Annotated in this window: 21 protein-coding genes; 15 read left to right on the top strand and 6 right to left on the bottom strand. The window is 59.0% G+C overall.

Going from position 1 to position 25,164, the window contains the following annotated elements:
- Window positions 1-258 precede the first annotated feature (258 nt).
- Window positions 259-1,038, bottom strand: a complete 780-nt coding sequence (locus JIN84_RS00350) for a nuclear transport factor 2 family protein (protein ID WP_200349023.1) — start codon at window positions 1,036-1,038, stop codon at window positions 259-261.
- Window positions 1,039-1,497: 459 nt separating this feature from the next.
- Between JIN84_RS00350 and JIN84_RS00345 the strand changes: the two genes are divergently transcribed.
- The 6 genes from JIN84_RS00345 (at window position 1,498) to JIN84_RS00320 (ending at window position 9,813) form a co-directional block, all read left to right on the top strand.
- Window positions 1,498-1,884 (top strand): hypothetical protein, encoded by a 387-nt coding sequence (locus JIN84_RS00345; protein WP_200349022.1) that lies wholly within the window; start codon window positions 1,498-1,500, stop codon window positions 1,882-1,884.
- Window positions 1,881-2,600 carry a hypothetical protein gene (locus tag JIN84_RS00340; protein ID WP_200349021.1) on the top strand — a complete coding sequence of 240 codons (720 nt, stop codon included), beginning with the start codon at window positions 1,881-1,883 and terminating at the stop codon, window positions 2,598-2,600. The genes JIN84_RS00345 and JIN84_RS00340 overlap by 4 nt, the downstream gene beginning before the upstream one ends.
- A gap of 42 nt (window positions 2,601-2,642) precedes the next feature.
- Window positions 2,643-7,253 carry a hypothetical protein gene (locus JIN84_RS00335; RefSeq protein WP_200349020.1) on the top strand — a complete coding sequence of 1,537 codons (4,611 nt, stop codon included), beginning with the start codon at window positions 2,643-2,645 and terminating at the stop codon, window positions 7,251-7,253.
- On the top strand, window positions 7,250-8,128 hold the full coding sequence (locus tag JIN84_RS00330) for a hypothetical protein (protein ID WP_200349019.1): 879 nt from the start codon (window positions 7,250-7,252) through the stop codon (window positions 8,126-8,128). The genes JIN84_RS00335 and JIN84_RS00330 overlap by 4 nt, the downstream gene beginning before the upstream one ends.
- Window positions 8,129-8,291: 163 nt before the next feature.
- Window positions 8,292-9,227 (top strand): hypothetical protein, encoded by a 936-nt coding sequence (locus tag JIN84_RS00325; RefSeq protein WP_200349018.1) that lies wholly within the window; start codon window positions 8,292-8,294, stop codon window positions 9,225-9,227.
- A 4-nt stretch (window positions 9,228-9,231) separates the two neighbouring features.
- Window positions 9,232-9,813 carry a hypothetical protein gene (locus tag JIN84_RS00320; protein WP_200349017.1) on the top strand — a complete coding sequence of 194 codons (582 nt, stop codon included), beginning with the start codon at window positions 9,232-9,234 and terminating at the stop codon, window positions 9,811-9,813.
- A 151-nt stretch (window positions 9,814-9,964) separates the two neighbouring features.
- Here the strand turns inward: JIN84_RS00320 and JIN84_RS00315 are convergent, their stop codons facing one another.
- Window positions 9,965-10,120, bottom strand: a complete 156-nt coding sequence (locus tag JIN84_RS00315; protein WP_234043103.1) for an MBL fold metallo-hydrolase RNA specificity domain-containing protein — start codon at window positions 10,118-10,120, stop codon at window positions 9,965-9,967.
- 309 nt (window positions 10,121-10,429) lie between these two features.
- Between JIN84_RS00315 and JIN84_RS00310 the strand changes: the two genes are divergently transcribed.
- Window positions 10,430-11,464 carry a hypothetical protein gene (locus tag JIN84_RS00310; protein WP_200349015.1) on the top strand — a complete coding sequence of 345 codons (1,035 nt, stop codon included), beginning with the start codon at window positions 10,430-10,432 and terminating at the stop codon, window positions 11,462-11,464.
- Window positions 11,465-11,537: 73 nt separating this feature from the next.
- On the opposite strand, the gene JIN84_RS00305 is transcribed toward JIN84_RS00310, so the two are convergent.
- Both JIN84_RS00305 and JIN84_RS00300 read right to left on the bottom strand, forming a co-directional pair.
- Entirely contained in the window at window positions 11,538-12,938 is a 1,401-nt protein-coding gene (locus JIN84_RS00305; protein ID WP_200349014.1) for an MBL fold metallo-hydrolase RNA specificity domain-containing protein, read from the bottom strand.
- Window positions 12,939-13,624: 686 nt separating this feature from the next.
- Window positions 13,625-14,638: a GNAT family N-acetyltransferase gene (locus tag JIN84_RS00300; protein WP_200349013.1), complete on the bottom strand. Its 1,014-nt coding sequence runs from the start codon at window positions 14,636-14,638 to the stop codon at window positions 13,625-13,627.
- A gap of 276 nt (window positions 14,639-14,914) precedes the next feature.
- Here JIN84_RS00300 and JIN84_RS00295 point away from each other — a divergent pair, with 276 nt between their 5' ends.
- Genes JIN84_RS00295 through JIN84_RS00285 form a run of 3 tightly spaced genes read left to right on the top strand, consistent with a single transcriptional unit; the run spans window position 14,915 to window position 16,097 of the window.
- The gene (locus JIN84_RS00295; RefSeq protein WP_200349012.1) at window positions 14,915-15,322 is read left to right on the top strand and encodes a hypothetical protein; all 408 of its coding nucleotides are present in this window, start codon (window positions 14,915-14,917) and stop codon (window positions 15,320-15,322) included.
- Between the two features lie 10 nt (window positions 15,323-15,332).
- Window positions 15,333-15,710, top strand: coding sequence for a hypothetical protein (locus JIN84_RS00290; RefSeq protein ID WP_200349011.1), 378 nt, complete (start codon window positions 15,333-15,335; stop codon window positions 15,708-15,710).
- A gap of 24 nt (window positions 15,711-15,734) precedes the next feature.
- Entirely contained in the window at window positions 15,735-16,097 is a 363-nt protein-coding gene (locus JIN84_RS00285) for a hypothetical protein (protein WP_200349010.1), read from the top strand.
- 301 nt (window positions 16,098-16,398) lie between these two features.
- On the opposite strand, the gene JIN84_RS00280 is transcribed toward JIN84_RS00285, so the two are convergent.
- Window positions 16,399-16,722 (bottom strand): ArsR/SmtB family transcription factor, encoded by a 324-nt coding sequence (locus tag JIN84_RS00280; RefSeq protein WP_200349009.1) that lies wholly within the window; start codon window positions 16,720-16,722, stop codon window positions 16,399-16,401.
- A gap of 79 nt (window positions 16,723-16,801) precedes the next feature.
- Between JIN84_RS00280 and JIN84_RS00275 the strand changes: the two genes are divergently transcribed.
- From JIN84_RS00275 to JIN84_RS00260, 4 genes are all read left to right on the top strand, one after another.
- Window positions 16,802-17,908, top strand: coding sequence for an NADH:flavin oxidoreductase/NADH oxidase (locus tag JIN84_RS00275; RefSeq protein ID WP_200349008.1), 1,107 nt, complete (start codon window positions 16,802-16,804; stop codon window positions 17,906-17,908).
- Window positions 17,909-18,130: 222 nt separating this feature from the next.
- A complete protein-coding gene (locus JIN84_RS00270) occupies window positions 18,131-18,511 on the top strand; it encodes a hypothetical protein (RefSeq protein WP_200349007.1) in 381 nt (126 codons plus the stop codon).
- Window positions 18,512-19,074: 563 nt separating this feature from the next.
- On the top strand, window positions 19,075-19,614 hold the full coding sequence (locus tag JIN84_RS00265) for a YcxB family protein (RefSeq protein ID WP_200349006.1): 540 nt from the start codon (window positions 19,075-19,077) through the stop codon (window positions 19,612-19,614).
- 5 nt (window positions 19,615-19,619) lie between these two features.
- Window positions 19,620-19,913, top strand: coding sequence for a hypothetical protein (locus JIN84_RS00260; RefSeq protein WP_200349005.1), 294 nt, complete (start codon window positions 19,620-19,622; stop codon window positions 19,911-19,913).
- A gap of 151 nt (window positions 19,914-20,064) precedes the next feature.
- On the opposite strand, the gene JIN84_RS00255 is transcribed toward JIN84_RS00260, so the two are convergent.
- A complete protein-coding gene (locus JIN84_RS00255; protein ID WP_200349004.1) occupies window positions 20,065-20,502 on the bottom strand; it encodes an ester cyclase in 438 nt (145 codons plus the stop codon).
- A gap of 283 nt (window positions 20,503-20,785) precedes the next feature.
- On the opposite strand from JIN84_RS00255, the gene JIN84_RS00250 reads away from it, so the two are divergent.
- The gene (locus tag JIN84_RS00250; RefSeq protein WP_200349003.1) at window positions 20,786-25,072 is read left to right on the top strand and encodes a beta strand repeat-containing protein; all 4,287 of its coding nucleotides are present in this window, start codon (window positions 20,786-20,788) and stop codon (window positions 25,070-25,072) included.
- Window positions 25,073-25,164 lie beyond the last annotated feature (92 nt).

The raw sequence follows: 25,164 nt of genomic DNA, 5'->3' as shown, positions 1-25,164 counted from the left end.
CGGCGCAAGCCACCGGAATGCGATACCTCACCATCCAAGCCCCGGTAGGGGCGGCGGAAGCAGACGCGGTCCGGGAGGGCGGAGGTTCCGTCGTACCTGCAGTAGCTCCAAATAGATCGGAAGATCATGCCCCGATGACTCGCGCCAACCCACCACCTCTCCTTCTTCACCCTCTTCACCCTCAACCCTCAACCCTCAACCCTCAACCCTCAACCCACCGCCTCTCCCTCTTCACTATCAACAATCAACTCTCAACCATCAACCCTCCCCTCCCCCCGGCTTCAACCCCGTCGCCGCCCGCTCCGACCCATCCATCAAAAACGGCACCGACTCATGCGCGTGGGCGATCCTCCACGCCGCCTCCTCCTTCACCAGCCCCAGCGTCAGCCGGTACCAGAGATCCGTCTCCTCCCCCTCCACCTTCCTCCCCGTCAGATGGATCAACCCATGCGCCCAGGCGCACGATCCCCCGCCCGACACGCGGAGTTGCTGAACCGAGTGCCCCAGCGGCCCCTCGAACGTCGCGAACCAATCCCGCAGGTTCTCCCCCAGCGGATCGTCCGCCACCAGCGGCGGGGCCATGAAAAAATTCACCGGATCCTTGGTGAAATGCGCCAGCACCCCGTCCACATCCTTCCGCGCCACCGCCTCCGCCCAAGCCGCCACCACCGACCGGATCTCCTCCCCGTCCACGGATTCCGCCGTGTCCGCGCCGAAAAACACCTCCACATGCCTCACCTTCCCCCCGGCGATCGTGAACACCTCCACATTCCGGAACCGCGACCCATCCACCGCCGTCCCCACATACCGCACCACCGCCTTGTCCCCCTCCACCAGCACCGGCTCCAGCTCGAATTTCCCGATGTGCTCCGAATTCGGCCAACACCGCTCGAAATAAGCCTCCCGCCCGATGTTGTCATCCACCGGACTGGAAAACGTGAAATCCGGTGCCAGCACTGACTCGATGGCGGCGCGGTCCTTGTTCTCATAAGCGTTGAAGCACTGCCGGACGAGTTGGTTGATCACACTTATGCTCATAGTGGCAGAACCTCGTCATATATCACTATAAAATCAACTGCTAATGCCCTATTGCCCCCCTCGCTAGCCCCTCCCTGACCATCGCCATGGAGCGGGATATCGGTCGCGGGATTCCCGGCGACGAACTGATCCGCAACCATATCCACGCATTGCACCATAACCTGGAATGCCACCAGTGAACATCCGGACAAACGACATGAGTGGTTTTTACCGAAAATTATAGCTCCACTTCCCCATCTGAATGTCCAGAGCGGCAGTGTAGTCAGCCAATATCCAGCATGAGTCATAACCAAATCGGAACTAATTCACTGGGACGGAAATGTTGCAAAAAAACAGATTGAACTTTATCGGCTTTTTGTTCAGTAACTCACCCCACCGTGAAAGCAGCCTAGCTTCATCCACGCAGGATCGATATTTACGATTGTTCCTCTCCCCCCGCCTTCCCTGACATCCTTTCCCATGAAAATTCATATCAGTACCGTCCTCGCGTGCTTTCCACTCAGTGCCATTCTCATCTGGACCGCGGCAGCACAAGCCGATCTCGAAACCGGAGGAGGGGATGGCCCGACATCTGGTCCGGATTCTGAAGTACAGGCAAGGCTGGAACAGGCGGCTTCGGAGATCCGGACACGCCTTCACAGGCCTGCCATGCTGGAAGTCAGTGACAACCCCGCCGACGAGGCCGAGATCGCGGAACTCTATCATTCAGGTTGGATCATCGATGCCACGGTGGATGAAGTTGAAGCGGCTCTACAGGCGGCGGAGGCCACGCCCGAGCCCGAAGATAACGTAGCCGCCCTTATTCTCGCCCATCGCGCGTCCTGTCGGTATTTCCTTGAGGAATGAACCTCCGCGATTTCAAATCCAAATCTATCAGAATCACCTTCATGAAAATCAGAAAATCTCTCGTCATGTTATCCTCCGTCGCGCTACTTGTAGGGGTAATCGCATGGAGCCCGCCAAACAGCGAGGACGTGGTGGTGGGGACCTCCTCAATGACGAGTCCCACCGGTGCGCTCCTGATTGTCGGATCGGGCAGTTCCGGCAAAGCCAAAGGCTCTCTGATCGTCGGGCGTGACCATATGATCAGTGAGGGGTCAGGCCAAGGCGAGCGTTTGGGAACCATCGTCAGCGGTACTGAGAATACCGTGGATGCGACAAGCTCTCTTGTTTCGGGATCAAACAACCAGGTTTTAAGCGCGACTTCAACCGAACCAAGGAACGTCGGCGTCATTGGAGCCAACAACCTCATTGGCACTGTGCATGGTTACGCCATTGGTTATACCAATGTGGTCTCAGGCGATTATGGCGTCGCCCTTGGTGCTTCAAACACCGTCGCGAGCGGCCATGGCAGGGCCTTGGGAAGCGGGCTGAGCGTGACACAGGACAATTCGGTGGCGCTCGGCATTTGGAACGCTCCTATGGTTACCGGTGACTTGCTGGTGGTTGGAAACGGCAGCTCCACAGCCCGCTCGACGGCAATGACGGTGAAAAAAGACGGCAGCGTGCTTCTCGGCAAGGCTCAGGGAGACATTTCCATGGGAATCTATACTGGAGAGTAAGCACCCATTTTCACACCTTTCCCCACCTGAAATATCCGCGTCATGCTTGATCGACTCCCCCCCTCGCCTCACTTGAGGATTCTGATCATTTTCATATCTTATGTCCTCTGTCCGATGACTCACGCGGATCCTCCCGCATGGTGGACCGAAGTCGGAACGGACGGGCATGCGGCGATCAATGACGAAGCACCCGAAGGAAACCCTCTGGCGGTTGCCAATATCGGACAGGCCAAGTTCATGGCCAAGCGCGCCTTGGAAGCCTTGCGCGCTGTCAGTTCAGGAACTGCCGATATTGTCGAAGCGGAACTCGTCGGTCCAGGCAAGATCATCCCCTCGTGGACTCCCCCAACTCCGGGAACACCCCTTTCCAAGGCGCAACTCTCTCCCCTTCTCGTCGGCCAGTTGAAAGCCATCGCGCATCCCTTCTATACCGCGCTCCACGACATGGATTCCGAATGGCTTTATTCCGAGATGACGGAAAATGGAACAGCGGACCTGGCCAATCTGGACCATTATTTCCCTTGGACACAGGGCTCACAAGACGACAAAGACAAGGCAATCGCCTCAATCGGCCAGCTCAAGGCGGTATTCTCGCTACGTTTCGAGAATCTCCAACAGACTCTTACCGAGGACGATGAGGGAGTTCCGGACGAGGAAGTGGTCACCGAGATCACAAATGATGGCACGCAGCCTGAGTATATCCCGGCTCCCGGCGCGCCGCCACCCTCGACATACGCGGCGGCCAGCACATCCCGTCCTTATGTGATTCAGTTCAAAAAGGCGAAGAAAACGCTTCGCAAGCATGGGCTCAAACCTTTGCACCCGGGTTCAGAAAACGACAACCGGAGATATCTAAAATTCATAAGAAGATATTTTGTCACCAATTACTACCGCTATCGCCTGCAAAGTCCTATCTGGAGGGTGGGCCACAGAATAGCCAACGGCTATGCGATCAATGATTTCACTCAGGATTCCGAAGACTCGTTGACAGTTGACCCACGCACCGGAGTAGCCACACAATCCGGGTTTTTGAAGACATACTGGTGGGAAAACGGCCATTTCGACCCCTCAGAAACCGGGGCACACGGACCAGCACCCTATACGCCATCCGACAATCAGTATTCCTGGTGGTTTTTGACGAACAATTGGTTCCCCGACACATTTTGGGAGTATGAAGTCCCACCGTACGTCCACTCGTCCAATCATCAATTCGATGGTCCTGCTTACATGAATTTCGAGCAGATGATGATGGATGAAAACACTCTTGAGAACGTAATATATAATTCTTTCGCTTACCCACCGGCCTATCCGTCCAAGTGGACGAACGGCAACCCGACCGCCGAGTGGAAAGTCCGCAAAGACGGATTGGGGGTGACTTACGGCAAAGTGAAATTCAGGTTTAAAAGCACATCCTCTGCCAAGGTCCCGGTGACCGCGAAGGTTGTGTTCAAGCCCAGAGGCGGCGGGCCGAAGGAAGTTGTGAAAACCGTTAGTTGGAACAGGGGAACCGTCTCAAAAGAAGTCGTCATCGATCCTCAGAAACTCAAATTCCGTGTGGAAGGAACCTTTCACATCGAGCTGGGCACGATGAATTTCCAACCCGACGTCGATCAGGAAAACCTGCCTCCCGGCAGACGGATCATCATTGTTGCTGACCAGAAGGATGTGGGAGGAGGAAGCCCGGCCGAAATCGCTTCTCCTGAGTTGGAGTTTCCCGGAATGGACGACTCATGGTTCGACGGCTCAAACATCACACTCACGAAAGAATCGGGAACAGGTTCTGTCAGATTCTCGACGGTGAATGGCACCATACCGATGGGATCCAGTAGTAATCTGGCCGCCACCTACTTCCACTCCGGCGGCTCCGGATACAACAAGGACTGGAACATCAACGGGATCGATCCAGGCCCACTTACATTGAAGGCGAGATACAAAAAAGGAGGGCTAACTCTTTTTGTCGTAAAAAATTTGACCGTCATCGCGGGTGATCTCGATATCGACTCCGACAATACAGGGATCATCGAATCCACCGTCGCGGAGGAAAATACCGAAAACGATCTGAAAAACAAGCCAGGGAAAATCATTCTCGTGCAACCGGACTCTCAAAATGATTCCGACGGAATACCCGACAGCATCAATGGAATGACTGAAATAAAAGTCAGAGCCTCCGGCTTCGCCTCCTCCGACAAGATCAAGTTCATATATACGGGCAGCGATCCCGCCGGAACCACGAGTTCGACCTCCGGAGCAGTGACCTCATACCAGAATGGTCTCGGGTTGCTCCGGCTCTGGAAAAAGCAAAACGGCGGACTGCCCACTTCCCAATCCGCGTATATACAACCAGGCCGAACATACACCCTCGCCGAACTCGGTATCACATCCGACGCACCCGTGTCATTTTTCGTCCAGGGCGTGAGTCCGGTTTTGGCAAAAACGTCCATCAAATGCGAAATGTCGAAGGATGGCGTTGTTGTGGAAGACACGGTCGGTCTCACTCTCATACCTTCCCAGGCGGTTTCGAGGGACAAGTTTCTGGCTGGCTCCTTTGAAATTCCCGCCGGCTGGGACAACCTTGAGATGGAGTTCGCCGGGCCGAACGAAAACCTCGGAAAATACGGCGGCTTTTTGGGCGGTGGCACCACAAGAATCCACAACAAGGTGGAAGACATCATGAATCCTGCGGATACCCCGCTTCAACCGGCGGGCCAGAAGGTTTGGTTCGTCAGGGATTCCACCAATAGCCGCCGGATTCACTATTACACCTGCTTCAACTCGGTCGGAAACGTCCAGATCAAACTTTATTTGAATAACGCCACCACCCCGATAGGAACGATTCACCACCTGCTGACGGCGGCACCGGACTTCGCCTCCACCATCGCCTACGTGGATGCCTGGGTGAAAGGCTCGGCATTCAACTGGCCCGGTGCGGAGAACCCGCCGGGCGTTCTTGCCACTCCGCCTGCGGGGGGACAGGCGGCTTCCATGCTCGATGGCGAAATAGACAACCTCACCCGGGCCTGCCTCATTCCATTTTTCAACGTGATCAACCAGGTGGAGGGATTGGCGGCGGTCGCCACCGGACTGTTCGACGGGGTGAAGTCAGGTCTGCAGGACGACTGGATGACAGTGATGCTCATCAAACAAGGCTTGATGTTTGGAGGGAACTGGGCATGGCAGCAGGCCGAGACGGAACTTCAAGAATGGCGAACCAACCCCGTCAAACGGGCCACCGAGCTCAAGCAGCTTGCCGACCGGATCTGCCAGGAGTTCGTCTTCGCTCCACTGCAGCAGATCCAGCAGGATCTCAGCACCTGGGAAGGCTTTCAGAAAAGAGCGTGGCGGACCTGGGACAGCATCAAGGGAGGAACCCAACAGGCGTGGACAGTGACCAAAAACGTCTGGGCAAGCCTCGTTGACGGACTGACAGGATGGGCCGATGACTTCTGCGGCCGCATGATGCTGGGAGCTGAAAAAACCCACTGGCAGAATGCCCCATGGGCAAAAGATCCGCTGCTCGCCGATATCAACAGTGCCACCCGGCAGGTCAGTTACAATTTCGGCTACATCTTCGGATATCTCAGCGAACAAGTGGCCATCACCGCACTGACCGCCGGTTCGTCCAAGCTGGCACAAGTGGCGGCCAAGGGTGGCGCAGCCCTCTCCGGCAGTCTCGCGAAACGCACGCTGGCCGCGGTGGCCTCACGCGCCCACCTTCTTAAGCGGCTGCTCGCGGAAGCCGTCCAACTTCCAGCCGAATTCGCTCCTGCATTCCAGCGCGGCTTCTCTGCTGCGTCAACAGGTCCCACAGGGGTGGGGATACCCTTGAGCGCCATGGAGATCATGCAAGAAGGCGCGAACGCGGGAAAATTAGTTTGGAGGGAGTATGTTGACAATCTTGTAGGAAAAACCAACATCAGGCAGTTGGTCAAACAAGGAGGCGAGGGCATCATTGAACGCCAGTTTGCCCGACTAATCACCATCCTGGGCGACGAGTTCACCGCCGAAATAGGACGAAATTTTCTCAAGGTTGCCGACGATTTCATCCTGGTGAAAAAAGCCGATGGAACCGTGGACGAGTTTTTCGAGGGTTTCTTCAAATCGATGGAGGGCAATCCGAGCCTGATGAAGCATGCTGACGATATGTCGGTGAAAGTCGGCGGCTCACTCGAGCCTCTTTCTCCAAATGCCAAAGCGCGACTCAAGCAGATCCTATCCGACCCGGATCCTGGCAATCCTTGGAAACTGGATACCCCCGAGGAATGGAATCCCGATAATATTCCTGTTCCTAGCAATTTCTACGCACGAGGACTGCTGCTTGAACTGCAACAATTTAAGAAGATTTACAAACCTGCCGGATTCCTGCACCATCCAACCGCGGCCGGGTATGACTACTACAGCACCGCGCTTGATCGCTACGTCCAGATGAAAACGCTCAAAAACCCCGATGGAGCCGCCTCAGCAATGAAAAAGGCTATTGACGGATTGATCGGCGCAACCCCCGCAGGATCGACGCTACAGTTGCATATAGTAAAACGACCGGGCACCACCAGCGAAGCGTTGAAACAGGCTATCGCAGACCATATCGAAACCAAACCACAATTAATTCAGGAAAGATTTCTTCAAACTATCATTACTGAATTTTCCTACCCATGATTAGCTGCCCACTTCGAAACTATTTTGCCATTAGCTTTCCGTCAGCTCCCATCGACGTGCCGAGATGTTGGCAACTTCTTTCTGACTACTTAGAAAGCCACAATGCCCTGCCGAGTAAATTCAGTTTATCCCAACTCACAGGTCATGCGGAGGGGCAAAGATCCGAACAAGACCTGGTGGTGACTGCATCAGAGGCCGCAAACATCATCACGGCTCGAAAACTAACGGGCTTCAGTGTGGATACAGGCTATACGGACATCAGCGTATCCTATACGCTCCAGCATAATTCTCTTAACTGTAGAATCGGGAACAATGCGAAGGCTCCGATGGAATGGAAACCTTTTATTAAAACCGTGGTGTCAGAATATGAAACAATTGGAGCATGGGAGGTTTTTTGGCCATACCGGACGTGGCAAGACCTTAGACATCCATCGTCTTTCGACAACGGGGCATGGGGACCGTTCCCGCCGGGATATAGAGTGCGGCATGAGCCTGATGTCGCTGGAATTGGTCCTGGCCAGACCCTGTTCGACAAGTCTCTCAATCCCGGACATACGAAAGTCGTCGAGCATAGGACAATATTCTACCCCACAGCCGAGATGTGGCTGGGCCCGCACTTCTGGCAATATGCGAAATGCACCAAGGAGGAAGCATTGACGGCCGACTTTTTCATCGAGAAGATGGATACACCGAATTACCTCTACCTCAAATGCTGGCCCACCGCCTTTACCCGTCCGGATGGCGAACAGGGCCGCATGCAACAACGCCTTTGGAAGCTCTTCTTCCACGAAGACTGCGAATGGCCGCCAGGCTCCGGAACCATTTGCGACGAGCCCATGTATGGTCCACCCGAACTGATGCCCAGGAACCACTAAATTAATTCACCGAGTGTGGAAAAGATAGCATCAGCCCAACTGCGGCATCCACGCAGGATCGATACCAGGACTTTCTCTGATGCGAGTAGCGTTGGACCAAGACAGAACTTTGAGCAGCCTCACCAATAGAGTTGGGATCCGAGTCGATCGATTGATATACCCCATGAGCCTCCCCAACAGAGTTTATTTCAATATGGTCTTCCCTCAACTGGTGGAACCGGTGTCACTTTTCTGGAGGCTCCTCGCAGAATATTTGACGTTGGTGGACAGCCTTCCCGAAACGTTCATTTTTTCAGGAATTGCCGGACAACTTCCACTCGAAGCGAAAGCAAAAGTATCACCCGATCTGGTCTTGACTGCTTTTGAAATTGAATCGCTCATAGCAGAGCGATCCCTCAGGGGATTTGGTGCGCACACCGGTTACTCGGAAAGCAGCGTCGGTTTCGAACTATCAGAGCTTTGGGATGGCGAAGACTTTCGGGAAAGGTGTTCCGGTTTCAAGTGTCGTATCGGACAGAAAGCCAAGTCACCGGATAATTGGTCTATTTTGTGTGATATCCTTCTCACCCGGTGGCCATCGATCGGAGCTTGGCAATATCTCATTTCTTATCAGGCGTGGCAATGGGATTCACTAAAAAGTGATTTCTATGAATTCCGGAATGGAACCTTTCCTCCTGGATACAGGACCTACCCAGAACCGAACTTTTGTGGACCTTTTGAACCTAGAATATTTATTGATATTTCCAAAAATCCGGGACGATGCAAGGAATTGATTCCAGGAGTCAATTTTTACCCCACCGCAGAAATGTGGCTCGGCCCGCACTTCTGGCAGTATGCGAAATGCACCAAAGAAGACGCACTAGCGGCAGACTTCTTCATCGAGAAGCGGGACACTCCGAATTACCTCTACCTCAGATGCTGGCCCACCGCCTTTACCCGTCCGGATGGCGAACAGGGCCGCATGCAACAACGCCTTTGGAAGCTCTTCTTCCACGAAGACTGCGAATGGCCGCCAGGCTCCGGGACCATCTGCGACGAGCCGATGTATGGTCCGGCGGCACTGCTTCCCGTCGATCAATCAAATACGAAACAGATCTAATCCCATGAACGATTTTCACGCAACACCTCTCAATTGGAGCGATTTCCTCGCACAATTTGAATCGACCGAACTTGGCCAACAGCTCCAGGATGCCAAGGACGATGGCGACTTTGAAACAGCAATGTCCCTGGCTGGAGACTTCCTTAATCCATGGCTCTGGGAACACAATGATTCCGGAGGCGGTTTTCCCGTGACGGTCAGCTCCAAAGGACTGGGACTGCTGGCGTCCCGCTATCCCACGCTGCGGACAAATCTCGATATGGACACAAAGGAAGCTCTCGACAACCTTCTGCTACCTTTTGCGGGGAAATGGATGGAACCCCAGATTCCGCGACAACCGGCTTCAGACCTTCCGGAAAATATGAAACTTCTAGCCTTCGGAGCTCTGAGCGTCGCGCTGTCGCCGGAACGTTGCTTCCGGATCGCAAATGCTTTACAAGCCACCCAATGGCAGCAGGAACTTGATGCAATTTTGAGTAACGACGAAGAGGATGAGACGATCAGACAAATGCTGTCGGTGCTGACGCAACTGATTGTTTCCGCCAAAGCAAGAAATGCCGGCGTCATCTCAGTTTTTGAAACATGAGCAGATTGTGATGAGAATATTGAGTTTGATGTCGATAAAAATCCGCTCGCAGATGGCAATATCCATCGATCTTAATCATATTCATCCCTGCTCCATATTCAACGGAAAAGCAATTAAGCGCGTTTGCGATTAGGTTTTTCTAATGATACCCTCAAAACTCCACCTCTCCCCCCAGCTCCGCGATTTCCACGGTGCTCGGGTGGACGGCGGTGAGGCCTTGGCGGAGTTTCTGGGCGCTATCCGGTTCGCCGTGGACGAGCCAGGTGCGGTGTTTGGGGCCGGTGGTGCGTTGGAACAACGGGATCAAATCATGCTTATAGCAACAGAAATACTATTATTTCTAAAATGATCCCATGTACTAGTTTCGCCGCCGGAAGGAACTCGTTACCCCAACTGGAGCTCGATGGACTCGTTACAAATATTGACTTGAATCTCACGATGAAAACTGACCCACTGCGATGGCCGCTCTCCAATGCCAACGAAAACGCCCAAGGTCCAAGTGATCCCACATCAAGACCTTGGCTTCACAGCGATATCCGAGAAAAAGCATTCACTCACAATTGGAAAACGTTCGAAAGATTCGTGATTATTGGAAATTTGAAATAGATCACATAAAATGCAGATACTCCGCCAACTACTATTGATAGGTATTTCGGGCCAACTCGCATCCTGCGACCAGCAAGTGACGGCAGATTACTCGCTGCGTGTTCATGTGGTCGATGAAAGCGGTCGGAATCTGCCTGACGCGGCGGTTCATACCTCGCGCGTTGACTTCACAAGCCCGCTGCCGACCGGTGAAAACAGGATGAATCCTGTGGTGAGGACCAATGAGGAAGGAGTCGCCGCGATCACCTACAAGTCCGTCCATCACGAGAGCGGCGGCCCTGCGCCAGCGGCGGCCGTGGAAAAGGACGGCTGGTATCCGACATCCATGGTGGAGGACAACTGGATTCCGGCAGCGGCCGGCGGAAGGTCTTCTTATCATGCCGACATCAAGCCGGTCATGAGGCCGGTCAAAAATCCGGTTCCGATGTATGCGAAGGGCAACATAGGCGAATTGAGCGGCTACACCCGCGTGCCGGAACTGAACAAGGATTATGGCTACGATCTCATGCTCGGCCAGGCACTCCCGCCGCTGGGCAAGGGCGAGACCGCGGATTTTCATTTCCGTGTTGAAGGCGACTACACGGACAGGAAATCCAACGCCCTGAAACTGATCGTCAGGTTTCAAAATCCAAATGACGGTGTCGTGGAATTTCTCACGCCGCAACGGAAGGATATACGCGACCTCCGAATTCAGGGAAGCCGCTATATCTCCGACTACGTCGCACCCGACTCGGGTTACGTCAACCAGATAACCAGATTTCACACTACTTCAGATCAAGGAAGCATTAGAAAAACGGACGTTGACCACCAAAGAAATTTTTACTTCCGCACACGCACAAAAACCCTGCCCGACGGACGAATCATCAGCGCCAACTATGGAAAAATCTACGGCGACTTTGACTTCAGCAGCGGAAACATCGAAAAAGGATTCTACGCGAATTTTGGACTGGTAGTCTCCTATTTCAATCCCAACGTCAATGATCGTTATATTGAGTTTGATGTGAAGAAAAATCTGCTCACAGATGGCAACGTGTTTCAACCTTAGTCATATTCCTCTTTCAATCTCCACCTGCGAAACAATCAAGGGTGTTTGTGATTAGGTTTTCCGCCTCATACCCCTAAAACTCCACCTCTCCCCCCAGTTCCGCGATTTCCACGGTGGCCGGGTGGACGGCGGTGAGGCCTTCGCGGAGTTTTTGGGCGCTGTCGGGTTCGCCGTGGACGAGCCAGGTGCGGTGTTTGGGGCCGGTGGTGCGTTGGAACCAGTCGATGAGTTCGGAGTGGTCGGCGTGGCCGGAGAAGGAGTCGACGATCTCGATCTTCGCGCGGACCTTGCTGACGCTGCCGAGGATGGGCACTTCCTTTTCCCCGTCCCGCAGGCGGCGGCCGAGGGTGTTCTCGGCGCAGTAGCCGACGAAGAGCACGGTGGTCTTCGCATCGCCGATGTTGTTCTTGAGGTGGTGCAGGATGCGGCCGGCCTCGCACATGCCGGAGGCGGAGATGATGATGGCGGTGCCGATGACGTCGTTGAGCGCCTTTGAGCCGGTCACGGAGCGGACGAGGGTGAGGCCCTCGAAGCCGAAGGGGTTCTGCCGCTCGAAGAGGGATTCGTAGACCTCGTCGTTGAACGACTCGGGGTGGAGGCGGTAGATCTCGGTGGCGCTGACGGCCAGCGGGCTGTCCACGTAGACGGGGATTTCCGGCAGTTCGCCGTTTTCAAATAGCTCGTGCAGGACGTAGAGGAGCTGCTGGGTGCGCTCCACGGCGAAGGCGGGGATGAGGATCTTGCCGCCGCGCAGCACGGCCTGCCGGATGATCTCGCCGAAGTGCGCGCCGTAGCCGGGCGGTGCCTCGTGTTCGCGGCCGCCGTAGGTGCTTTCCATGAGGAGGAAATCCACGTTTTGGACGGGCACGGGGTCGCGCAGCACCTCGTTTCCGCCGCGCCCGACATCGCCGGAGAAGAGGAAGCGCTTGGTTTTTCCATCGGCGCGGTCGTGGATCTCCAGCAGCACCTGCGCGCTGCCGAGGATGTGCCCGGCATCGACGAAGGTCAGCGTGACGCCGTCCGAGATGATCATCGGGCGGTCGTAGCTGACGGTGACGAACTGGCGCAGGCAGCGCTCCGCGTCCCGCTCGTCGTAGAGCGGCTCGACCGGCTCCAGCCCCTGCCGGCGGCGGTGCTTGTTCAGCCAGTCGATGTCGCTCTCCTGGATGCGCGCGCAGTCCGCCAGCATGATCTGGCAGAGGTCCCGCGTGGCGTGGGTGGCGTGGATGTTCCCGGTGAATCCTTTTTTCACGAGGTTCGGCAGGTTCCCGCTGTGGTCGATGTGGGCGTGGGAGAGGACCACCACGTCGATCGACGCCGGATCGAAGTGCGGGAAGCAGCAGTTGATGTCATAGGCGTGCTTGCGGGAGCCCTGGTAGAGCCCGCAATCCAGCAGGATGCGCTTGCCATTGATCTCAAGCAGGTGTTGCGAACCGGTGGTGGTGCCGGCGGCACCGCAGAATTTCAGTTTCATGGGGTTTTGAATGAAAGTGGGGTTGGGGAAAGCTGCTTGGATTTTTTCACCGCCAGGACGCCGAGGCCGCCAAGATTTCGAAAGACGGGATCTTTGTGTTCTTAAAAAACCTTGGCGGCCTTGGAGTCCTGGCGGTGGAATCTTCTTGAGACCCACATCCACACAGTGGCCATGGCACGATCCTTCGTCAAACCGGGGCGGGTGGAATTTTGAAGAATTTCCGCAGCATCGGGAAATTTTCACCGCCAGGATGCCAAGGAAGAGAAGGTTTGGAAGAGGGATACGGAATGGGTTTCCAGGGGGGCATGCTTGCCGGTGGTGCCAAGTGTTGGGAATTCCTTCTCCGCGTGTTCCTCCGCGAACTCCGCAGCTCTGCGTTTCGATTCATCCGGTGGGTGGAAAGCGAACCACGGAATACACGAAATACACGGAAAAAGATGGGGGTAATAGAGCGTTGGTTCTTCAGCATGTGGTGCGGGAGAATCCGTGTGACTCATGCACCAGGGCATCGCGTGGTGGGATTGAGGATGGTCATCTCATTTCCAGGAAACGATATCCCCCATTCAAAACCACTCCCCTCTTCTTCCCCCCTCCTCTTCCTTGGCGTCCTGGCGGTGAAAAAATCTTCATCCCCCGCACATTTCCCAGCGCCCCCCTTTAGGCTTCATTGAAACCGGTTTCCAGGCTCACTTCAGTACCAGCGAGAACACTAGCGAGTCACGCCCGCTGGCCTCGAATTGTTCGCGGCGCTTTCTCGGCAGGTCATCCACCGTGGCGGGGCTGTAGCCGAGCTTGACGGTGAAGAAATCCGCGGCGCGGTTGCTGAGGGCGAAGACCCGGGGAATCCCCCGCTCCCTCGCGATTTTCTCCACATGGTGCACCAGCTCGATGCCGTAGCCGCGGCCCTCGTGCTGGAGCTTCACGTAAAGGCAAGCCACCTCCGCCGTCTCCTCGTCCGGGTAAGGGTGCAGCGCCACACAGCCCACGACGTTGTCGTCGATGGCCATGACATAAAAGTCCTCGATCCGCGACTGGATGTCCTCGTAGGTGCGCTCCACCAGCTTCGTCCGCCGCACGGAGCGGCCGATCATGCCGAGCAGTTCCGGGATGTCCTCCTCCCGCAGCTCGCGGATGATGCGGTAGCTGTCCGCGTGGACCATGGTGCCCACGCCTTCGTTGGAGAAAAGCTCGTCCACCAGCACGCCCTGCCGGCGGCCGTTCAGCACGTGCACCCGGGGGATGCCTCGCTTGCAGGCCTCCGCCGCGGACAGGAGGAGGGCTGCGCCCCCGGCATCCGTCTGGGGCACGAGCGACGCCGCGTCCTTCGCACGGATGGCATGCACCGGCGCGCCATCGATGAGGATCTCGTTTTCCAACAGGGCGATCACTTTCGTCACGCCGACGCGCAGCGCGAAGTCCACCACCGGCAGGTCCAACGGCCCCGTGGCCGAGGCGTCGATGATGGCGGATTGCCCGCGACCGAGGATTTCCAGGGCCTCCTTCACCGCCAGCGGATCCGTGATGGGCCGGGAAACACGGGCGGCCATGATCTCGCACTCCAGCGTCCAGTCGTAGAGATCCTTGAGGTCCCCGCCGAGCACCCCGAGCACCAGCTTCACGCCGAGGTCCTCGAGCACGGCGAGATCCAGCAACGTCTCGGCGACCGCCGGCTCCGGAAGGATGCCGGCCTCGATCAACACGAAGAAAATTTTCCCACGGAACTGGGGGATGTATTGGAGGACCTCCCGAACGTCACTTTGCTGCGCCACGGGCTTTTCCTAGCAAAATCCCGCCCCCCGGCAAGCGCGGCGGTGCGGTGGGGATGAAAATTATTGTGAGGGGGCAAACATCGGCAGCTCCCAATCCATCCCCACCCCGACAGTCAGAGGAGAAGGTTTGCAAAAAATCATCATCCGGACATCCTCTTTCCCGTCAGCTGGCAGCCTGCCTCTATCAGATCAAACGTATTGGAAAAAATGCACATCCCTCCCCTCGCTCAAGTGGCAATGGCATTCTCCATCTGGCTGGGTTCGCCCTCCATGGTCTCGGCGGACGACGTCCGCTTCAGCGCGAGGATCGACGAAATCCTCATCACCCGGCAATTCGACAAGAAGGTGATCGTCACCGGCATCGACCCGCGCCATCTCCTGAGAGTGACGCTGGAGCAGGACGTGGAAGGAGTCGGAAAACGGGGGGAATCCGTCAGCTTCGCAATCCACAGTCCGGCCCGCGATCTCGGGATTTCGGACCCACAGGCGGCCGTGGGAAACCGGATGCTCCTGACGCTCGGCACTTCAAATGAAGGCGGAATCCGCCATCTGCGGCGGATCAAAACGGATCGGACAGACAAGGCACCGGCCACCGACGGCAGGCCCGCGAAGTGATTCCGATGCCATGATTCCCGAGACCGATTCCTTCCTGAACTGCCCGTCCCATGTGGACGCGTCGTGCCTTGACTACATGTGGATCGGCCCTTCCGAAAAGTTCCTTGTCTGCGCCGTGACCCAGAGAGCGGATCCCCTCAGCATGGTTTTCCTGGCGGTTCATTTCAGGGCAAGCGGTCCAAGCGCGGTGGAAGTCAGGCTCGCGGGATATGACAAGTGGGTCACCCATGAGCTGCGGCAGGAAGGGGAAACACTCTGGTGGACGATCAACGGGCAGGATGTCCCCTGGACCTTCATTTCCCCCGACGCCGTTCCGGAGATGGCCCGCAAGCGCTTCGCCAGGGGGAGGGAGAAACTCTTGAAGGATGGGGTAAGCAAGATATCGTGACCACCGTCCTCCATTCCGAAACCCATGCCCAATCCACTCGATGTGCGTTACTTCTTCGACAAAGGCGGCTGCCCGGAATGGTGTGTCTGCGGCGGGCAGGGTCCGTTGATCCTTTTGGAATGCGCTTCATGTGAAGCGATCATCGCATGTTGCGGAGAGGTCGATCACTACATAGGGACCTACACCTCCCCTCGTTCCCACGAGATTTCCAGGTCCCCGGATGATCGATCCATCACCGATTCCGGTTGTCCCGCGTGCGGGCATGATTCCGGCCGGCATCACGAATACGCCACGAAGTCCCGGCTCAAGAAATTCGGATTCACGCCTCGAGAGATCGGTGAATATGTCGGCGCGCCGGAATATTTCATCGAATGCGTCGATTGGTAGCCGCAGGCAAACCATTCCGCCCCCCGCCCAGGGGTGCATTGATGGGCTCCCCACCCGCCCGGCTCACGCACGCTTGGTGGGCAGGCCGTGGCTGGCGAAGCGTTCGCGGATGAAGGCGAGAGCCTCGGGCGAGAGCCTCGGGCGAGAGCCTCGGGCGGGACATCGGACCGGGGCAGCGTGAGATGACCGGAACGGCCCATTCCCAGCAGGAGGAAGTCGGGGCGATTTTCCATTGGTTGCTTTGGATGAGAATCCATGTCCTGCGGCCCATCCTCTTTTCCGGCGGTGGCCGGCCCCGCGTTCACCCGTCCGCCATCCCGGCGCGGAACGCTTTCAAGACGGCCTTCATCACGCCGGGGAACCTTTCCTCCAGTTCCTTCAGGCGGAGGGAATTGATGTGCTCCGTGCCCTTGATCAGTGTTTCCACCAATCCCGCTCCGCGCAGGATCTTGAAGTGGTGGGACATGCTTGATTTCGGACGGTCGATCAACAGCTCGCCGCAGGTCATGGCGCGCCCTTTCCCGGCGAGGGTCATGACGATCTCCACCCGCGTCGGATCGGACAACGCGTACATGATGTCGATCAGGTCGATTTCCTCGATCTTCGGATGCTTGTGCTGCCTCATGCGGACAATAAACCCTATTTCTTGACGAATTACAATAGTTCGAATAGATTCGAACTACGGAACAATCCCGGACCTGAAAATGAACGACCTATTCACCCCGCTCCAACTGAAAGACGCCCGCCTCCGCAACCGCATCGCGGTGCCGCCGATGTGCCAATACTCCGCCGATGACGGACTTGCGAACGACTGGCACCAGGCCCACTACGCCACGCTCGCCCGTGGCGGCAGCTCCGTGGTCATCGTGGAGGCGACCGCCGTCTCCCCGGAGGGCCGCATCACGCCGAAGTGCCTTGGAATCTGGAATGACGAACAAGCCTCCGAGCTGCGGAAGATCGCCAGCTCCATCAAGGCGGCGGGAGCCATCCCCGGCATCCAGATCGCCCACGCCGGACGGAAGGCCAGCGCGAACATCCCGTGGGAAGGCGACGACCACATCCCGGCCACCGATCCCCGGGCATGGGAGACCATCGCCCCCTCCCCGCTCTCCTACGGAGGAGATCTGTCACGGGTGCCGCGGGAAATGACCGTCGAGGACATCAAGCGCGTGCAGGCGGATTTCGTCGCGGCCGCCAAACGCGCGCTCGACGCCGGTTTCGAGTGGCTGGAGCTCCACTTCGCCCACGGCTACCTGGCCCAGAGCTTCTTCTCCCCGCACTCGAACAAGCGCACCGACGAATACGGCGGGTCGTTTGAAAACCGCAGCCGGTTCTCCCGCGAAACCTTGTCCGCCATCCGCGAAATCTGGCCGGAGAATTTCCCCCTCACCGCCCGCTTCGGCGTCCTGGAATACGATGGCAACGACGAGCAAACCCTCGCCGAATCCATCGAACTGGTGAAAAACTGGCGCGAGGACGGGCTGGACATGCTGAGCGTCAGCGTCGGCTTCACCATCCCGGAAACCAAGATCCCGTGGGGCCCGGCGTTCCTCGGACCGATCGCCAAACGCGTGCGCGAGGAGGCCGGCATCCCGGTGTCATCCGCTTGGGGCTTCGGCACCCCGCAACTGGCCGACCAGGCCATCCGCGACGAACAGCTCGACCTCGTCCTCATCGGCCGGGCGCACCTCGCCAACCCGCACTGGCCCTATCACGCCGCGAAAACACTCGGCAAGGACAGGCCGACGTGGGTGCTCCCCGCACCCTACGCCCACTGGCTCGCCCGTTATCACGATCCCGAGCAAGGCTGATTCCCGCTGTTTTCGAAGCCGCCGCTCCTCCACTGGAACTCCGCGTCATGCGGGGCTCCAAGGAGTGGCGGACTCCGATCCGCCACGGAACACGAGATGGGATGGGATGAGCCCGGCCCGGTCCATCGAGGATGCCTCGGGCGGTCCGGATCCCTCCTGTCACCACCCGCATCCGAAAATGCTCTCGCCCGACCCAACTTTTTCAAGCAACCTGCGGAAGCCATGTCCACCCTTCCACCGGAGAACACCACAGGATCCCGCGACACATCGGGCGAGAAGGTGACCGGATGCCTTCTGCTAGGGCTGTTTCCATTCCTTTTGGTCGGGAGCATCTTCATCGGGGGAGCGCTTGAAGAGGGTGGCAGCAAACACGCCGGCTGGTTATGGATTCCGTCATCGGTTCTCGTGATGCTGGCGTTCGGCGTCTTCCGATACCGCGCGGGCGCGGCAGGCCGGCATCGCCCGCACTCCTTCCCCGCGCTTGCCAGATCGGTGATGGGATTCGTCGGGATGCAGTTGCTCGTTCTCATCCTGCTGGGGCTTGTGGCGATGGGTCTGATGTATTTCTTCAGTCCGTTTTCCGGCATGGGGGACAACAGATAGCAGGATTGATAACAGGTGGTTGCCAGCCGGCTTCGGATACCTAACCAGCGGATCGCGGACCAAGCCATCCGCGACGAACAGCTCGACCTCGTCCTCATCGGCCGGGCGCGCCAACCCGCGCCGGCTCCACCACGCCGCGAAAGCACTGGGCAAGGACAGGTCGGCATGGGCGCCCACTCCACCCTACGCCCATTGGCCCGCCCGTTATCGCGATCCCGGGCAAGGCGGGTCCTTGGGGTTTTCTAACAAACCGTCACCGGGTCCGGCACACGATTCTTCAGCACCAACGGTGCGGAATGGGATAGCCCGGGACAACGTCCCGGGAAAAATCCCCCGGAATAGTGGAGTCCTGAAGGGACGACATCCGTGGCGCACCGATCCTCCCTTGATCCCGTCCCTTCAGGACTCCGGTATTCTCCGGAACCTCTTCCCAGGGCGTCGCCCTGGGCTATATCATTCCGCACCTTTGGTGCTGGAGATGCGATCCGCCACAACACACACCGCCCGATCATTTTCCTTTCCATCCAGCGCCGGTTCGATCCTAGTGGAATCTGATAGAGCACATGATGACACTTCGTTTCCACATGGACCGGGAGGATGCCCTGGCGTTCAACCAAGCCTATTTCACGGCATCCCCCACCTACCGGCGCGCGCAAACCAGGTCCCGCTTCCTGTTGCCGGGGATCATGGTTTTTCTTTGGATCCTCACCACCTCCGGGGCCGGATTCCGTTGGAGCGGGACAGTGATCTATCTGGGCATCGGCCTCGGGTGGTTCCTGCTTTTTCCCGTTTATTACAAACGGGTGCTCAACAAACATTGGCGGGCCGGCATCGATGAGGGAAGTTACGTCAAAAACTTCGGGGACTATGAAGTGACGCTCACGGAAGACGGCCTCGAATCCTCATCCCCCGCCGGCAAAGGCAGCTATCATTGGTCATACGTGGATCGCGCGTCGCTCACGGATTCCCATTTGTTCATCTTCCTGAGCGGCCCCCTCGGCTACCCCATCCCCATCCGCGACATCGGCCAGGAAGCCGCCACCGCGGCTTGCGAATACATCAACAACCGCAAGCGGTCCGGGGTGGAGCAAGCCGCCCGTTGAAATCCATGACTCCGAAGAAACCGCCAGCCTCCGGAGAGAAAAGAAAAACCAAAGGTTTCGGGCTGGCGCTGGTGAGCCTGCTCGCATGGATCGCGCCATTCTGTGTCAACCTGTGGCTCTATGGATTCTTTTTCGTCACCCCGGTCCACGCTTTCGTGACTCTCGCCTGCCTGATCAAGCTGTGCGGCAAGGACGGAACGAGGCAGTTCTTTCTCTGGCTGGCGCTGGCCCTTTCAATCTCATATCTGGCGGCATTCTGCCATGCCATCGGGAATTACAAATATGGCCCCGGACCGTGATGCCCTTTGGTGGGTTCCATCCTCTTCTTCGCGTTCCTTTGCGACCTCCGCGCCTTGCCGGTGAGAAAATCCAAAAGAAGGGGGCCATTGGTATGCGGGACCTGCCCGCTTGTTCCCGATCAGGACCGGACCGGCCGGGCTGCGGGGCCAGTCATGCCAGCGCCTCGTCAGGAGCCGGACCGCCGGCCATGGTCTGCATGAGCCCTTCCTTGTTCCAGAAGTCCCGCCCGCTGGTGATGCGGCCTTCCGCGACCTCCAACCAGGTGACGCCCCGGAAAAAAACCCGCATCCCGCTTGGAATCATTCCCATTCCGGGGCCGCTGTGCGTTCCCTGTGCCGTCCAGTGGGTGCAGACGTTGGCTTCATCCGCGACCAGCGCGACGATCCCGATCCGAAGGTCCGGCACGGCCTCGAGGAAAGATGCCTGGAAGCCGAGGAATGCTTCCGGCCCCACGATTTCCTGCCCGCCTTCGAGATGGCCGACGGCATCCGGGGCCATCAGTTCCCGTGCCAGCGCGTTGTCCCGCTGGTTCCAGACCTTTTCAAACCAGAGTCGTGCGATCTCCTTGGCATCACGTGGGGCGTTCATGGGATTTTTCCGGGTTTTTCAGGTGGAAACAAGGACCGTTTCCTATCCGGAGCACGCTGGCAGAAAATCCGGCGGACGGCGAGGAGCATTTTCATAGGGATCACGGGTCGGGGAGGAACAAACCCGAAAGGCTGCCCCGGCCCCGTTTCCGCCCGGGGATTTTTCCGGAAACATTTTTCAAAAAACCGTGTCGGCACCTGTCGGCGGAACTCGTTCCTTCCATAGGAGGGGTGGATTGCGTCCACCCGTTCCGAACCCATAAACCCACAACATCTTCCATTCGATGAAACCCAAATATTCGTCGCGTCGTGCCCTCGTGGGCACACCGCTCTTCGCCTCGCTCATCCTTGCCAGCATCACCAGCCAGTCCGTCCAAGCTGCCAATCTGGTGCTGAAGGCGACCGATCCATCCGGCACATCCAGCCTGACAAGCCCCATGACCGGAGCCACCGCCTCCGGCTGGGTGGCCACCGTCGGCACCGGCACCGGGGTGGCCGCGGCTGCCGGAAACAACTACACCGTGACGACGGGCACAGCCGTGCGGACACCCGCCCCCACGGCATCGGGAAACAACTACACCTTCGCCGGTGATTCATTGACGATCGACACCGGTGCGACACTGCTTGGCAAGTTCGGCAACAACGCCGCCGGCAGCACGGTGACGGGCACCATCACCGTCGCGAACCTCATTCTCAACGGCGGCCTGCTCCACCAGGCCAACACTCCGAACGACACCACCGTGATGAACGTCGCGGGGGCCATCACCGTGAACGCCAACTCGCTGCTCGGCGCCCTCGGCGCGGGGGCGAACGGCAGCAACAACTTCTCCATCCTGAACATCACCGCGCCCATCGGCGGCGCGGCGAACCTCACCATCGGAGGAACCGCCAACGGCGGAGCGAACACGGGGGTGGTGCGGCTCAGCGCGGCCAACACCTTCGGCGGCACCATCAACGTGGTCACTCCCGGCTCCGGCTTCGTCGCGAGCACCGTGAACCGCCTGCTCCAGCTGAACAACCTGAACGCCGCGCAGAACGCGACGCTCAACCTGACCTCCGTCGCCAACGGGCTTTCGTTCACCAGCGGGGCGAACAACGGCAACAACTTCAACATCGGCGGCCTGTCCGGCACCGCCAACCAAACCCTGACGGACACCGCCAACGGTCCGGTAAGGGCGAACATCGGCGGGAACAACGGCAGCACCACCTACTCCGGCATCCTCTCCGGCGGCGGTCTCCTGATCAAGTCCGGCACCGGCACGCTCACCCTGTCCGGCAACAACACCTACACCGGCCCCACCACCGTGAACGCGGGCACCCTCAGCCTGGGCTTCCCCGCCCTGAACGACATCGCTCCGGTGACGATCGCCAGCGGGGCGTTCCTGAACCTCACCCACGGTGCCACCGATGTGGTCGGCAGGCTGGTGATCGACGGCGTCGCGCAGGCGGATGGCGTCTACGGCCCCACAGGATCCGGAGCAGCGCATGAAACCGCCGCCATCACCGGCACGGGATTCATCCAGGTGCAGGCCCCGCCGCCGCAGAACATTTTCCTGACCGCCAGCGACGCGGTGGGAACCACCTCCTTCGCCAGCGGCCTGCGCTGGAGCGATTTCTCCGCCCCCTCCGCCGCGAACAGCTATTTCACCGGCGCGTTCGATCTCAGGACCTCCACCGTCGCCGGCAGCTACACCTTCGGCGGGGCCTCGTTGTCCGTCGATGCCGGAGGCCGTTTCATCGGCAAGGGCGCGGGTGCGGACACGGTGCAGAACGTCACCGTCGGCAACCTCATCCTCAACGGCGGACTTTTCTTCCAGGCCCAGAGCGGCAGCGACACCGCCGTGCTGAACTTCAACGGGGCGATCAATGTGACCGCGCTCTCCACCCTCGGAGCGCTCGGCCCGGCGGCGAACGACAGCCCGACCTTCGAAACCCTCAACATCGCCGCACCCATTTCCGGCTCCGGGGCGCTGACGGTGGCCGGCACCGCCAATAACTCGGACAACACCGGCGTGGTGAAGCTGAGCTCCGCGAACCCCTACACCGGCAACCTCACCGTCGCGCAGCCCAGGGCCATCGCCAGCGCGGTCAACCGCCTGCTCCAGTTGAATCATCCGGACGCGCTCGCGAACGCGACCCTCACCATCGCCGCGACCGGCCAGAACGGAGTCTCCTTCGCCACCGGTGTCAACACGGGCGCCTTCAACATAGGAGCCCTCGCCGGCAGCGGCAACCAGGCGCTGGCGGACACCGCCGGCCTGCCGGTAGCGCTCGTCGTCGGCGCGAACAACGCGTCCACCATTTACAACGGAGCCCTCTCGGGTGCCGGAACGCTCACCAAAACCGGCAGCGGCACGCTCACCCTCGGCGGCACGAACGCCCAGACGGGAGCCACCGCCGTCACCGGCGGTTCCCTCGTTTTCACCGGGGTGTTCCAGAACATCGGCGACGTCACCTCGGCGAACGGCACCACCCTCGGCCTCAAGCTCGGCGTGGAGGACACCACCGTGCTCCAGGCGGGGAACATCACGCTCGGCTCCGGCGGCGCGAACACGCTGGCGCTGGACTTCAACAGCCTCAACAACCCGAACGCCGCGCTCGCCGTGGCATCCGGCGCGCTCGCCTTCAACGGCACCACCACGGTGACCATCGCGAACGCGAACTTCCTCACCGCCGGCGACCACCCGGTCATCGCCTACAACACCATCAGCGGCACCATTCCCGGCGGCACCTTCCCGCTCGGCCCGCGCAGCAGCGGATTGCTGCAGAACGACGTCCCCAACAAAGTGCTGGAGATCAAGGTGAGCGCCGACGTTCCGAAGTGGACCGGCGCGGACAACGGCAACTGGCAGACCGGCTCCACCGGCCCGAACAAGAACTGGAAGCTCGTCTCCGGCAACACGGCCACCGATTACATCGACACCGACATCGTCTTGTTCGACGACACCGCCGGCGGCACCAAGAACGTGGTCGTTTCCGCCGCGAACGTCAGCCCGCTGAGCGTGACATTCAACACGAACGCCGCCTACTCGCTCGGCGGTGCGTTCGGCATCACGGGCGTCACCCCGCTGGTCAAGACCGGCTCGGGCTCGCTGCTCGTCACGAACACGAACACCTACACCGGCGCCACCACCATCCAGGAGGGCACGCTGCAACTCGGGGACGGCACCACGGACGGCAGCATCTCGTCCACCCCCGGCATCGATAACAACGGCGTCCTCATCTACAACCGGGTCGGCACCTTCAGCTACGGCGGCGTCATCACCGGCAGCGGAAACGTGGTGAAATCCGGCCCCGGACAACAGACGCTGACCGCGAAAAACACCTACCTCGGGACCACCACCGTCACCGGCGGCCTGCTCTCGAACGGCATCAACGACACGCTGCCCATCGGCACGGACCTCATCGTCAGCGGCGGCACCTACGACCTCGCGGGCTTCGACCAGTCCGTCTACAACCTCGCCGACGGAGGGGCGGGCGCGGGGACCGTCACCAACAGCGGCGTGCTGAAAGCACTCTCCCTGAGCGGCTTCTCGGACACCACGTATTCCGGACTCATCAGCGGGGCCCTCAGCCTCAGGAAAACGGGATCCGGCGTGCTCACCCTGCCGAACGCCAACACCTACACCGGCACCACCAGCCTCGTCGGCGGCACGCTGTCGCTCGGAAACAACGGCGCGCTCGGCACGGGGCTTCTCGACTTCGTCGGCGGAGCCGTCCAATCCACGGACGCCACCCCCCGCGTCATCACGAACCCGATCAACTTCAACGGCCCGGGAACCAACACCACCTTCCGGGGCGCGGGAAATCTCACCTTCACCTCCACCCCCGTGGGCAACGGCACCGGCAAGGTCTTCACCGTCGAGGAGCCGAACCTGATCGCCGAATTCAGCGGGGTTCTGGGCGGTGCCGGCTACCGGACCAAGGAAGGCCCCGGCATCCTGGTCTTCAGCGGAAACAACAACTACTCCGGCGCCACCACGGTGAACGGCGGCACGCTGCGGATCACCAATCCCGTGCTGAACAACACCGCAGCGGTCGCCATCGCCGCCGGCGCGGTGCTGGACCTGCCCTACTCCGGCACCGACCTGGTCGGCTCCCTGACGCTTGATGGAGAGGTGCAGCCGAACGGCGTGTATGGAGCCATCGGCTCGGGCGCTGCCCATCCGGTCGCCTTCATCACCGGCACCGGTTTCCTGCAGGTCGGCCTGCCGGGATTCTCCGGCTTCATGGACGGCTTCCCCAACCTCACCGCAGCACAGAAACTCCCGAGCGCGGATCCTGACAACGACGGACTCAGCAACCTCATCGAATACGCCATCGCCGGGGCAGATCCCACCGTGCCGAATCCCACACCCGGCACCTTCACCGGCGGCACGCTCAGCTTCACCAAACGGGCGCTGGCGGTGACCAATGGCGACATCAGCTACGCCATCCTGACGTCCCAGTCGCTCGAAGCCGGTTCATGGACCGTCGCGACGCCGCTGGTCAATGACGCCACGACGATCTCCTTCACGCTGCCTGCCGGCCAGCCGAAGGAATTCGCCCGCCTGCGCGTCATCCAGAACTGAAGAAACCGGAAAAGTCCTGATCAACCGGGAAATCCGGAGCGCGGGGACGGGTGGCCGTCCCCGCGTTTTTTTTGTGCGAAAGCCACCTGGCA

Source organism: Luteolibacter yonseiensis (assembly GCF_016595465.1).
GTDB classification, from domain to species: Bacteria; Verrucomicrobiota; Verrucomicrobiia; order Verrucomicrobiales; family Akkermansiaceae; genus Luteolibacter; species Luteolibacter yonseiensis.
The sequence above is the reverse complement of the archived record's forward strand: the minus strand, read 5'-3'. Positions and strand labels throughout refer to the sequence as shown.